This is a genomic window from Aequorivita iocasae (assembly GCF_016757735.1).
GTDB lineage: Bacteria > Bacteroidota > Bacteroidia > Flavobacteriales > Flavobacteriaceae > Aequorivita > Aequorivita iocasae.
Genome location: NZ_CP068439.1, coordinates 351,566 through 364,541, shown reverse-complemented (window position 1 = coordinate 364,541; position 12,976 = coordinate 351,566). Strand labels below are relative to the sequence as shown.

Annotated in this window: 8 protein-coding genes; all 8 read left to right on the top strand. The window is 39.2% G+C overall.

Features of this window, described 5'->3' with window-relative positions; all coding sequences use genetic code 11:
* The first annotated feature begins 3 nt into the window (after positions 1–3).
* Positions 4–3,786, top strand: coding sequence for an efflux RND transporter permease subunit (locus JK629_RS01735; RefSeq protein ID WP_202336927.1), 3,783 nt, complete (start codon positions 4–6; stop codon positions 3,784–3,786).
* Positions 3,783–5,024, top strand: coding sequence for a TolC family protein (locus JK629_RS01730; protein ID WP_202336926.1), 1,242 nt, complete (start codon positions 3,783–3,785; stop codon positions 5,022–5,024). Before JK629_RS01735 ends, JK629_RS01730 begins: the two co-directional genes overlap by 4 nt.
* A gap of 3 nt (positions 5,025–5,027) precedes the next feature.
* Positions 5,028–6,251 carry a permease gene (locus JK629_RS01725; RefSeq protein WP_202336925.1) on the top strand — a complete coding sequence of 408 codons (1,224 nt, stop codon included), beginning with the start codon at positions 5,028–5,030 and terminating at the stop codon, positions 6,249–6,251.
* 150 nt (positions 6,252–6,401) lie between these two features.
* Positions 6,402–8,921 carry a heavy metal translocating P-type ATPase gene (locus tag JK629_RS01720; RefSeq protein WP_202336924.1) on the top strand — a complete coding sequence of 840 codons (2,520 nt, stop codon included), beginning with the start codon at positions 6,402–6,404 and terminating at the stop codon, positions 8,919–8,921.
* Positions 8,922–8,925: 4 nt separating this feature from the next.
* On the top strand, positions 8,926–11,160 hold the full coding sequence (locus tag JK629_RS01715) for a TonB-dependent receptor (protein ID WP_202336923.1): 2,235 nt from the start codon (positions 8,926–8,928) through the stop codon (positions 11,158–11,160).
* Positions 11,161–11,191: 31 nt separating this feature from the next.
* Positions 11,192–11,557 (top strand): heavy-metal-associated domain-containing protein, encoded by a 366-nt coding sequence (locus tag JK629_RS01710; protein WP_202336922.1) that lies wholly within the window; start codon positions 11,192–11,194, stop codon positions 11,555–11,557.
* A 78-nt stretch (positions 11,558–11,635) separates the two neighbouring features.
* Positions 11,636–11,956, top strand: a complete 321-nt coding sequence (locus JK629_RS01705; RefSeq protein WP_202336921.1) for a four-helix bundle copper-binding protein — start codon at positions 11,636–11,638, stop codon at positions 11,954–11,956.
* Between the two features lie 327 nt (positions 11,957–12,283).
* Entirely contained in the window at positions 12,284–12,817 is a 534-nt protein-coding gene (locus JK629_RS01700; protein ID WP_202336920.1) for a hypothetical protein, read from the top strand.
* Positions 12,818–12,976: the final 159 nt, after the last annotated feature.

Below are 12,976 nucleotides of genomic sequence, written 5' to 3'. Positions count from 1 at the left end.
GCCATGCTGAACAGAAGTATTAAATTTTTGATTGAAAACAAATTGGTTGCCGTTCTCCTGTTGGTTCTTTTTATAACTTGGGGAGTAGTAAATGCCCCCTTCAATTGGGACACAGGTTTTTTGCCAAGTAACCCTGTAGCTGTTGATGCCATACCAGATATTGGCGAAAATCAGCAGATCGTCTTTACCAAATGGGATGGTCGTTCCCCACAAGATATAGAAGACCAAATCACTTATCCACTAACCACCTCCCTTCTCGGAATTCCAGGTGTTAAAACAATTCGTAGTTCTTCTATGTTTGGGTTTTCGAGCATTTATATCATTTTTGAAGAGGATATCGAATTTTATTGGAGCCGTAGTCGTATTCTCGAAAAACTAAACTCATTGCCAAATGGATTGCTTCCCGAAGGTGTAAATCCAGCTTTGGGTCCTGATGCTACTGGATTGGGGCAAATATTTTGGTACACCTTGGAAGGTCGTGATGAAAAAGGCAACGTTACCGGGGGATGGGATTTGCACGAATTACGGAGCATTCAGGATTACTATGTAAAATACGCTTTGTCATCTGCAAGTGGTGTTTCAGAAGTAGCCTCTATTGGTGGCTATGTTCAGGAATATCAAATTGATGTAAATCCCGAATTGATGCGTCAATACAATATTGCGTTGAACCAAGTTGTAAAAGCGGTAAAGGAGAGCAATAAAGATATTGGTGCACAGGCATTAGAAATAAATAAAGCTGAATATTTGGTACGTGGTTTGGGCTATGTTAAGTCTATTGAAGATATAGAAAATGCCGTAGTCACTTCTGAAAATTATACGTCAATCAAAATCAAGGATATTGGCAAAGTGTCTATAGGCCCAGCAACCCGTAGAGGAATTTTGGACAAAGAAGGTGCAGAAGTTGTGGGAGCGGTTGTAGTTGCACGATATGGTGCAAACCCAATGGAGGTAATCAACAATGTCAAGAAGGAAATAAATGAATTAAGTGCAGGATTGCCATCGAAAGTATTGAGTGATGGAAGAACCTCCCAAGTAACCATTGTTCCTTTTTATGACAGGACGGAACTCATTCAAGAAACTTTAGGAACACTTAACGAAGCATTGACCTTGGAAATACTCATTACCATTTTGGTCATCATTATTATGGTATTCAACCTTCGAGCTTCGGTACTCATTTCTGGACTTCTACCAGTCGCAGTTTTAATGGTATTTATAGCAATGAAACTCTTTGGCGTGGACGCTAATATTGTGGCGTTGTCAGGTATCGCTATCGCGATTGGTACAATGGTGGATGTGGGGGTTATACTTTCAGAAAATATTATCAGACATCTTGATGAAGACGACGGAACATTAACCATAAATAAAGTTGTTTATAACGCTACTGCTGAGGTTTCTGGGGCAATCGTAACGGCAGTAATGACCACCATTATTAGTTTCCTTCCTGTATTTACAATGATTGGTGCAGAAGGTAAATTGTTTAGACCATTGGCATTTACAAAAACATTTGCATTAACGGCATCCATAATTGTGGCATTATTTTTAATTCCACCATTTGCAGCATTCTTATTCAGAAAGAAAAGCATAAAAAAGACATCGGGATATCTAATTAACAGCGTTTTAATAGTTCTCGGTATCGTAGCAATATTTTTTGGTTATTGGTTAGGGTTGATCCTAATTGCGTTCGGTGTTATTAGGCTATTAAAACTACAAGGTAGAGTAACCGAAAAACGTGCGAATCTTTTCAATATATACATTTCCGCCTTTGCTATAGTATCCATGTTAGCCGAATACTGGAGACCTTTAGGCGTAGATAGAAGCATCTTTTGGAATCTTATTTTTGTTGGACTAATCTGCTTTGGACTATTAGGTATCTTTACCTTATTCAGACAATACTATACACGTATTTTAAGATGGGCTTTAGCCAATAAAATACTGTTCCTATCCATTCCAACCTTAATTGTCATTGCTGGTTTTTTCATTATGAAAAATACTGGAAAGGAATTTATGCCGTCATTAAACGAAGGTTCTTTCCTATTGATGCCAACTTCTATGCCACACGCAGGAGTGGAAGAAAACAAACGGGTTTTACAACAATTAGATATGGCCGTGGCCAGTATTCCAGAAATCAAAACGGTTGTGGGGAAATCAGGTAGGACAGAATCTGCTTTAGACCCAGCACCTTTGTCGATGTACGAAAATGTCATTCAGTATAAATCAGAATACATATTGAATAAGAAAGGAAATCGACAACGCTATAAAGTGAACGATGATGGTTTTTTTATACGAAAAGATGGTAGTTTGGTTGAAAACCCAAATTATCCACTTGGTTCTGAAAAAATTGAAAATACCCGAAAAGAGGGCAAAAAAGTTTTGATAACCGTTGATGAATCTTCCAGTAATCTAATTCCTGATGATGATGGCGAATTTTTCAGAAACTGGCGACCTGAAATAAAATCCCCCGATGATATCTGGAAAGAAATCGTAAAAGTAACCAAACTGCCAGGGGTTACATCCGCACCTAAATTGCAACCCATTGAAACCAGATTGGTAATGCTTCAAACAGGAATGCGAGCACCAATGGGAATTAAAGTAAAGGGGCAAGATTTAAAACAGATTGAAGCTTTTGGAATTCAATTGGAAAATATCTTGAAACAAGCCGAAGGTGTTAAAACCGAAGCAGTTTTTGCAGATAGAATAGTAGGAAAACCTTATCTATTAATTGATATCGATAGGGAGAAACTGGCACGGTATGGCGTAACAATTGAAGAAGTGCAAAATGTTCTCAAAGTAGCCGTAGGTGGAATGTCATTGACCCAAACCGTTGAAGGTCGTGAACGTTATGGGGTTCGTGTTCGCTATCCAAGAGAATTACGAGAAAATCCAAACGATTTAAAGCAGATATATGTGCCTGTTGAGAATGGTAGCCCCATTCCATTGGGCGAATTGGCAACCATTCGTTACGAACAGGGTCCACAGGTAATTAAAAGTGAAGATACTTTTTTAGTGGGCTATGTGCTGTTCGATAAACTGGATGGATTTGCAGAAGTAAATGTTGTTGAAAATGCCCAAGCTCTTATTCAAGAAAAGATAGATTCTGGTGAATTAATAGTGCCAAAAGGCATTAATTATGCCTTCACAGGAACCTATGAAAATCAATTAAGAGCAGAAAAAACCTTATCGGTAGTAGTGCCTTTAGCATTAGTCATTATCTTCTTAATTTTGTATTTCCAATTTAGGTCGGTAGCCACATCCTTAATGGTTTTTACAGGAATTGCAGTAGCATTTGCAGGTGGTTTTGTAATGATTTGGCTGTATGGACAAGGTTGGTTTTTAAACTTCAATTTTTTTGGAGAAAATTTACGAGACTTGTTCCAAATGCACACCATTAATTTGAGCGTTGCCGTTTGGGTCGGTTTTATTGCTTTGTTTGGTATTGCTACAGATGATGGCGTAGTAATGGCAACCTATCTGACACAAACTTTTGACAAAAATACACCTGAAACAAAGCAGGAAATAAGAGCCTCCGTAGTTGAAGCTGGAGAAAAACGTATTCGCCCTTGCTTAATGACCACTGCAACCACTATTTTGGCACTATTGCCAGTTCTAACATCCACCGGTCGAGGAAGCGATATCATGATTCCGATGGCGATACCTAGTTTTGGTGGGATGCTCATAGCCTTAATCACATTATTTGTTGTTCCTGTTTTGTTTAGTTGGAAACAAGAAATTTCCGCAAAAAAACGAAATATGTATCATGAAAATAGTCTTAACACATCAATATCATGACTTTAAAATACCACCATATCTTTAGGGTTAAAGCCCTTGTTCTTTGTTCTTTTCTTTTTATTCTCAAGGGAAATGCGCAACAATTGGACTTGCTCATCAAAGAAGCATTTATAAGTAGTCCCGAAATCGAAAAGTTTCAATTGCGATATGATATAGCTTCTGAAAAGGTTAACGAAGCAAACTGGTTGCCAAATACCAAAGTAAGCGCAGGCTATTTTGTGAGCGAACCTGAAACACGGGTGGGAGCGCAACGTGCCCGTTTTTCGGTAAAACAAATGTTGCCTTGGTTTGGTACCATTACGGCAAGGGAAAACTATGCGTCTTCAATGGCTGATGCCGATTATGTGGAAGTCACTATCGCAAAGCGAAAACTTGCCCTTTCGGTTTCGAAACTGTACTATCAACTTTATGAGATTAAGGCAAAACAGCTTGTACTTGACGAAAACATTGAGTTGCTGCAAACATACGAAAAGCTTGCTCTCACGTCTGTAGAAGTAGGTAAGGCATCTGCTGTGGACGTATTGAGGTTACAGATTAGGCAAAATGAACTGCAACAGGAAAAGGAAGTTCTTACACAACAGTCAAGGGGGATTCAAGCAGCTCTGAACAGTTTGTTGAATCGCGATTATCAAAGAGATATAACGGTTATTGAAACTTTGGAGATGCCAATGGAAGATATTCAGTTTTCATTTGATGCACTTTCGCTAAATCCAGAATTGTTGAAATATGATAAGCTCTACGAATCGGTAGCGCAATCTGAAACACTTAATAAAAGAGAAGGCCAACCGATGTTTGGTTTAGGATTGGATTACATCCCCGTTTCCGAACGAACGGATATGAATATGATAGACAATGGTAAAGATATTTTGATGCCAATGGTTTCAATTTCAATTCCTATTTTCAATAATCGATACAAGTCCGTTTCAAAACAGAATGAATTGCGCCAACAGGAAATTCAGTCCGAAAAGAATGAACGGTTGAATGTGTTGGAATCTAATTTGGCCCGAGCTATATCAGAACGAAACCAGGCACGGATAAAATTTAATACACAACAGAAGAATCTCGAACAGGCGAAAGATGCAGAAGAAATATTAATCAAAAATTACGAAACTGGAACTATTGATTTCAATGATGTACTGGACATCCAAGAGCTGCAATTGAAGTTTCAAGTTAACCGTATAGAAGCTGTGCAGCAATACTATTTGCAACAGTCAATTATTAATTATTTAATTCGATAACCTATGAACAACTTTCTAAAACAATGGTCAGAAGCGGCTTACACTACCGCTGGATTTTTTTGGATGGCGCTGTGGGCATTTGCCCTTGGTTATGTCATTAGTAGTATGATTCAGGTTTTTGTGACCGAAAAACGGATGCAAAAAACAATGGGAGATACCGAAGGTAAAGGTGTTTTACTGGGAACATTTTTTGGTTTTATCAGCAGTTCGTGCAGTTTTGCGGCCTTGGCATCTACCAAATCCCTTTTTAAAAAAGGAGCGAGCTTTGTTTCTTCCATAGCCTTTTTGTTGGCATCTACCAATTTGGTTATTGAGCTTGGAATTATCATTTCAATTTTCCTGGGATGGCAGTTTGTGGTTGGTGAATATGTGGGGGGTGTTTTATTGATACTTATTTCGTGGCTGCTAATACGGCTAATTAATCCAAAAAAGCTTATCAAAAACGCCCGAAAAAACCTAAAGGAGAAGGACGATGACGAAGGCGACGAATCCAAATCATGGAAAAAGAAAATGCAATCTGAAAAAGGTTGGGCAAAAGTTTCCAAGCAGTATGGGATGGAATGGAAAATGGTATGGAAAGATGTAACAGTAGGCTTTACCATTGCTGGAATTGTTGCGGCTTTTGTGCCAGATTCTTTTTTCCAAACCCTGTTTATCAATAGTGGTAATGGAAATACCGACTTTACATTTTTTGAAATCCTAGAGCACATAATCGTTGGCCCTGTTGCTGCATTTTTGACCTTCATTGGCTCCATGGGAAATATTCCTTTGGCAGCACTTTTATTTGGCAAGGGCGTGAGTTTTGCAGGAGTTATGGCTTTTATTTTTAGCGATTTAGTGGTGTTTCCAATCCTTCGTATCAATGCAAAATATTACGGTTGGAAAATGTCCTTATTCATACTGTTCTTATTGTTTATGTCACTTATTGGCGCGTCCTTGATTTTGCATTACTCATTTGATTTGTTGGGTATTTTGCCAGATCCTTCACAAGTAAAAATTCAGGATAGTGAATATTTTAAAATTGATTATACATTTTTTTTAAACATAGCCTTTTTACTGGTTTCAGGGTTTTTAATCTACCTCGGATTTTTTAAGAGGAAGGATGTAAAACAAATGAAAGAAATGGCACCAAAAAGTCAACTTTTGGAAAACATTCTTAAATACGCTGCATTGAGTTGTTATGTCTGGCTTGCTGGCGGATTAATTGTTAAGTTTTTTATTCTCTAAATTCACAATAAATGAAAAACTACGATACCCTTTCAGAAGCTATAAACGATTTGTAAGCAAAAGGCGTAAAAGGTCTTTTAGTAGATGCATATGGACTAAATGCTGAAGGACTTTCAACAGAAATGAAATTAAAATTTAGTACACATTAAAATGAAACATACTTATCACATATATGGAATGACCTGCAACGGCTGCCGAGGCCACGTAGAGCAGACATTGAGTGAGGTTGAAGGCGTTACCAACGCATCAGTAAACCTCGAAAAAGCCGAAGCTGTTATTGAAATGGAAAAACATATTCCATTGAAAATTTTTGAAAAAGCTTTGGAAGACGACGGTGGAAGGTACAGTATTTCCCTTCCCGACGACGCCGAAGCCGCGCAAAAGCACAAAGAGAAAAAGGAAGAGAAACGAGCCAAGCAAAGCAGTTCAGGCACCTTTTATTGCCCAATGCATTGCGAAGGCGATAAAACCTACGACAAGCCCGGCGATTGTCCAGTCTGCGGAATGGATTTAGTGGAAGAGGCAAAAACTTCAACAAGTTCGGCAACGGAATATACCTGCCCAATGCATCCGGAAGTAATTCGCGACGAACCGGGTTCTTGCCCAATCTGCGGAATGGATTTGGTGCCAAAGGAAGCCGACGAATCTGCCGAAAACAAATCCTATAAAAAGTTGCTGAAAAAGTTTTGGATTGCCGTAGCCTTTACGCTTCCCATATTCATAATCGCGATGTCCGAAATGATTCCCAACAATCCATTGTATGATTGGATGCCAATGGGCACATGGAATTGGGTTCAATTCGGTCTTTCAATTTCCGTGGTTTTTTATGCCACTTGGATGTTTTTTGAACGTGCCTATCGCTCCATCAAAACTTGGAATCTCAATATGTTCACCCTCATCGGTATAGGTGCTGGCGTGGCTTGGCTTTTCAGTGTTTTCGGGATGTTGTTTCCAGATTTTTTTCCAGACCAATTCAAAACCGAAATGGGGACGGTGCATGTATATTTTGAAGCGGCAACGGTAATTCTCACCTTGGTTTTAATGGGACAGGTTTTGGAAGCACGCGCACACAACCGCACCAATTCCGCAGTAAAGGAATTGCTGAAATTGGCGCCAAACAAAGCCATTAGAATTGTCGACGGAAAGGAGGAAACCATCGCCATCGACAAAATTAAGGTTGGCGACAAACTCCGTGTAAAACCGGGCGAGAAAATCCCCGTGGACGGCAGCATTCTCGAAGGCGAAAGTTCCATTGACGAGTCTATGATTACTGGCGAACCCGTGCCCGTTTCAAAAGCTGAGGGCGACAAAGTAAGTTCGGGCACCATTAACGGAAAACAAACCTTCGTGATGAAAGCCGAAAAAGTGGGCAGCGACACCCTGCTTTCGCAAATAATCGAAATGGTAAACAAAGCCAGCCGAAGCCGTGCGCCCATCCAAAAACTGGCCGATAAAATTTCGGGCTGGTTTGTGCCGATTGTGGTTTTAATTTCGGTTATAACTTTTATTGTTTGGGCAATTTTCGGGCCCGAACCCAGATACGTTTATGCCTTGGTAAACGCAATTGCGGTTTTGATAATCGCCTGTCCGTGCGCGCTTGGGCTTGCCACGCCAATGTCTGTAATGGTTGGAGTAGGAAAGGGCGCCCAAAACGGTGTGTTGATCAAAAACGCCGAAGCGCTGGAAACGCTAAATAAAATTGATGCTTTGATTATTGACAAAACCGGAACGATTACCGAAGGAAAACCGTCTGTTGAAAAAGTAGGTTGTTCGGAAGATTTTTCGGAAGAGGAAGTGCTGCAATATATCGTTTCGCTCAATCAAAACAGCGAACATCCTTTAGCTGATGCCACCGTAAGATATGGAATGGAGAAAAATTCCGACCCCGAAGCTTCGGGGTTAAAAACTACCGATTTCAATTCCGTTACCGGAAAAGGGGTTACGGGAAATATCAATGGAAAAAAAGTTGCACTGGGGAACGAAAAGATGATGCAGGAAGCGGGCGCGGATATTTCCGAAGCACTTCAAAAAGAAATTTCCGAAGAACAGAAAAAAGGCAAAACGGTGCCGATGCTTTCCGTTGATGGAAAAGTAGGGGGCTACGTTGTGATTGCCGATAAAATAAAGGAAACCAGCAAAAAAGCAATAAATGAACTTCAGCAAAAAGGAATTGAAGTTATTATGCTGACGGGCGATAACCACGACACCGCAAAAGCCGTAGCCGCTGAATTAAATCTCGCCGATTTTAAAGCTGAAATGCTTCCGCAGGACAAACTGGAGGTAGTTGAAAAATTGCACGCCGAAGGAAAAAAAGTTGCAATGGCCGGCGATGGTATAAACGATGCGCCTGCTTTGGCAAAAAGTGATGTAGGCATTGCAATGGGAACCGGAACCGATGTTGCCATTGAAAGTGCTGGAATTACCTTGGTAAAAGGCGATCTGCACGGCATAGTAAAAGCGTTTCATTTAAGTGAAAAAGTGATGCAAAACATTCAGCAAAACCTCTTTTTCGCTTTAATTTACAATACACTCGGCGTCCCGATTGCCGCCGGAGTGCTCTATCCAGTTTTTGGAATATTATTATCACCAATGATTGCTGCGCTGGCTATGAGTTTCAGCTCAGTTTCAGTTATAACCAACGCCTTGCGGTTGCGTGGTGCAAAAATTTAAAAAAATGAAAAATCTATTATACTTATTTTTTATACTTCCATTCTGCGTTTTTTCACAAGAAAAAATAACGGGAACCATTACTGAAAATATCGATAACAAAGAAATTCCGCTTAGTGGGGCAAATGTTTATTGGCTGAATACCCAAGTGGGAACCGTTACCGATTTTGATGGTAATTTTGAATTAAATTATAAACCAGAATACAAAAAATTGGTCATCAGTTTTGTGGGTTATAAAACCGATACCCTTTCAGTTAATGCGCCTAAAAAGATAACACATTCACTTACTTCCACCGCCAATCTGGATGAGGTTACCGTTACCGCCCGGCAGAAAGCTACTTCGCGGTCTTTCATTCAAGCCACGAATGTATTGAACGTAAGCAGCGCCGAGCTTTTGAAGGCTGCTTGCTGTAATTTGGCGGAAAGTTTTGAAACCAATCCTTCCATAGACGTGAATTTTGCCGATGCCATTTCGGGAACGCGCCAAATTAAAATGCTTGGGCTTACCAGTCCGTATATTTTGATTACTACCGAAAACGTGCCGAGCATTCGAGGGGCTTCGCAGGCTTATGGACTGAGTTTTATTCCTGGAACGTGGGTGGAAAGCATTCAAATTACCAAAGGTGCTGGAAGTGTAGTTAATGGTTATGAAAGTATTGCCGGACAAATAAATGCCGAACTTCAAAAACCCATGATGGACGATAAACTTTTTGTGAACGCTTATGGAGCGGGCAATGGCCGTTTCGAGTTAAATACTCATTTAAACACCAAGCTAAGTGAGCGTTGGAGTACAGGTTTATATATTCACGGAAATATGCGCGAAACGGAATTTGATAAAAATGATGATTCTTTTCTCGATGCGCCATTGATGCAACAAGTGAATGTAATGAACCGCTGGCAATATACAGACACAGAAAACGGCTATGTTGGGTTTATCAATTTTAGGTATTTGAATGATGAAAAACAGACTGGCCAAACATTTTTTAATCCCGATAATGATCGCGGAACAACCAACGCTTGGGGAAGTGAAATAAAAACCCAGCGGTTTGACGTTTCTGGAAAATTCGGTTTTGTAAACCCGGAAATTCCTTGGCGTACAGGCGGCTTGCAGCTTGCATACAGCCATCACGACCAAGAATCTTATTTTGGGCTTAACAATTATAACATTCAGCACAATAGCTTGTATGCTAATTTGCTTTATAACTCTATAATAAGCGATTCGCGCCACAAGATAAAAACTGGTTTGAGCGCGACTTATGATGGGTATGACGAATTGGTTTTGACCGAAAATTTCAATCGGGTTGAAAATTCAGTTGGAGCCTTTTTTGAATATAATTTTGACAATTTGGGAGATCTTAATTTTAGTGCCGGAATTCGGGCGGATGTTCACAATAGATTGGGGACTTTCTTGACGCCACGATTCCATTTGCGATACTCGCCGTGGGATAAATCTGCATTTAGAATTTCTGCGGGAAGGGGAAAACGAAGTGCGAATATTTTCACCGAAAACCAACAGATTTTTGCCACTTCGCGCAGCTTGAATATTTTGGGCAACGGTGGGGAAATTTATGGGCTGGACCCAGAAATTGCTTGGAACTACGGAGTTTCGTATATGCAAGGTTTTAATCTTTTCAACAGAAAAGCGGATGTTACTTTTGATTTTTATAGAACAGATTTTGTAAACCAAATTGTGGTGGATATGGAAAACCCTTCCGAAGTGAATTTTTATAATTTAGAAGGAGAAAGTTTTTCAAATAATTTTCAGGCAGAATTCAACTATAATCCTTTTGAGCATTTTGATATGCGCTTGGCGTACAAATATTATGATGTTGAGACCACTTATTTAAGCGGAAAGAAACAAACGCCGTTAACGCCGAACCATCGGTTTTTTGCAAATGCTTCCTACGAAACAAATCAAACTGCAAAAGGAGGAAATTGGAAGTTTGATGCTACCTTCAACTATTTAGGTGAGCAGCGCTTTGCTTCAACCGAAACCTATTTGAATACCATTGGGCTTTCAGAATTTTCGCCATCGGTTTCCACGGTGAATGCACAGATTACTAAAGTTTTTTCTGCTAATTTTGAAATTTATGTGGGTGGTGAAAATATCACGAATGTTACACAATCAAACCCCATTGTGGGAAGCGATAATCCTTTTGGAACAACTTTTGACACAACCTATGTGTACGGGCCCATTTTTGGCAGTTCGTACTATGCGGGTTTAAGATTTAGACTTAATTAAAAAATGAAAATCAACTATTAAAATGTAATGTATGAAAAATGTAATTTTAATTTTAGGAATGTTAGTAGTCGGAGTTTCCGGTTTTTCCCAAAACAAAAATGCCAAAGCCACCATTGAAGTGGATGGTGTTTGTGGAATGTGCAAGGAGCGAATTGAAAAAGCCTCCATTCAAGCAAAAGGAGTGAAGTCCGCTACTTGGGATGTTCAAACCCATCAGTTGAATTTGATTTATAATGAGGGAAAGACTGATTTGACCAAAATCCAGCAAAGTATTGCCGACAGTGGTCACGATACCCAAGATATAAAAGCAAAAGATGAAGTTTATGAACAAATAGATCCTTGCTGCAGATATCGCGACCAACAGGTAATTGATGATCATAAGCAGGACGGTGAATAATTTTATCATGATTTTATAATTTTCTTAATAGCTAAGATTGAGTGAATTTAGTAAATTGATTTTATAAAAATTTAAATTATGAAAAACGAAAAACTTATTCACGCCTTGGGCAATTGTATCAATCACTGTAATTATTGTGCAGATGCCTGTTTAGACGAAGAAAATGTAAAAATGATGGTAAATTGCATCCGAACCGATAGGGTTTGTGCAGAAGTTTGCAGTACGCTTAACCAATTACTGGCAACCGGTTTTAAAGACGTAGATGATTTAGTAAGATATTGTGCAAAGATATGTGACACCTGCGCAGATGAATGTTCTCAACACGAAGCCAAACATTGCCAAGATTGTGCAGAGGCCTGTAGAAAATGTGCCGAAGAGTGCCGTAATTACTTAGCTTAAACGGGCTGTTAAAGTTTAGCTAAGAAAAGAATAATTTAACAGTGGCTTCTTTTACCTTTATATTATTAATCCAAAAAAAGTAATTGCTATGCCACAACAACAGCAAAACAAAAAGCCGCAACCTGCAAAAGGCCCACAAGCCAAAAAGCAGGATAACAAAAAGGCTTCGCCAACTGCTTCTAAGAAGAAGTAGTTTTTGACCGGTCACATTTGGACCCGAGGAACCATCCAGATTTATAATTTGGATGGTTTTTTTTGTGAAGTACATTTTGTAGGCTAATGCATAAGATCATTTTAATTATTTTTACTGGCTAAATTAGAATTATAATGAAACAAATTTTAGGAATAGGTTCCCGAATTAACCATCCCGAATACGGAAAAGGAGTTGTAACTAACGTTACGGCAAAATTGTATTGGGTAACCTTTATCGAAAACGGTCTTGAAACAATTGCTACTGATGATGATTTTGAAATAATAGATGCGGCAGAAGATGAGGTGGACACTGTAAGTTTTTACGAAGTTGAAAAAAGCCTTCGCGATATTTTAAAAAAATGGAGCGGTTTTAGTGAGGTTGTCCCAATGGCCGACAAATGGAAAGGCGGAGTTATAATCCTAAAGCCCGCTGATTCAAATTTAGCTTCAAAAGAAATTCCTATCGATACTTTTTTTCATAAAATAGTAATGTTACGCGATAGGCTGCGGGTGATGGAGCAAAAAATCAATTCCAGTAAAGAATTGGCCGAACAAGATAAGATAGATTTGCAGCAATATATTACGCGTTGCTATGGAAGCTTGACTACCTTCAATGTTTTATTTAAAAATAATTCCCAGCATTTTAAAGGCGAATCAACTTCAAAATAAGTCCTCAATCGCTAACTATATTCATTAACATATTTTATGTTAATTCAAGTGATTTTTTTTAACCTACTATGCCGTTGAATAATACCAAAAGCTCCCGTTGGTCAAAAAGTTCACAAACGCCTTAAAACGCCATTATTTGTATTGTTGGGGCAATTGTTC

Bases quoted from the DNA above. Each gene is read 5' to 3' on its own strand.
- JK629_RS01735 (WP_202336927.1), top strand. From the start codon at position 4: ATGCTGAACAGAAGTATTAAATTTTTGATTGAAAACAAATTGGTTGCC.
- JK629_RS01730 (WP_202336926.1), top strand. From the start codon at position 3,783: ATGACTTTAAAATACCACCATATCTTTAGGGTTAAAGCCCTTGTTCTT.
- JK629_RS01725 (WP_202336925.1), top strand. From the start codon at position 5,028: ATGAACAACTTTCTAAAACAATGGTCAGAAGCGGCTTACACTACCGCT.
- JK629_RS01720 (WP_202336924.1), top strand. From the start codon at position 6,402: ATGAAACATACTTATCACATATATGGAATGACCTGCAACGGCTGCCGA.
- JK629_RS01715 (WP_202336923.1), top strand. From the start codon at position 8,926: ATGAAAAATCTATTATACTTATTTTTTATACTTCCATTCTGCGTTTTT.
- JK629_RS01710 (WP_202336922.1), top strand. From the start codon at position 11,192: ATGAAAAATGTAATTTTAATTTTAGGAATGTTAGTAGTCGGAGTTTCC.
- JK629_RS01705 (WP_202336921.1), top strand. From the start codon at position 11,636: ATGAAAAACGAAAAACTTATTCACGCCTTGGGCAATTGTATCAATCAC.
- JK629_RS01700 (WP_202336920.1), top strand. From the start codon at position 12,284: ATGAAACAAATTTTAGGAATAGGTTCCCGAATTAACCATCCCGAATAC.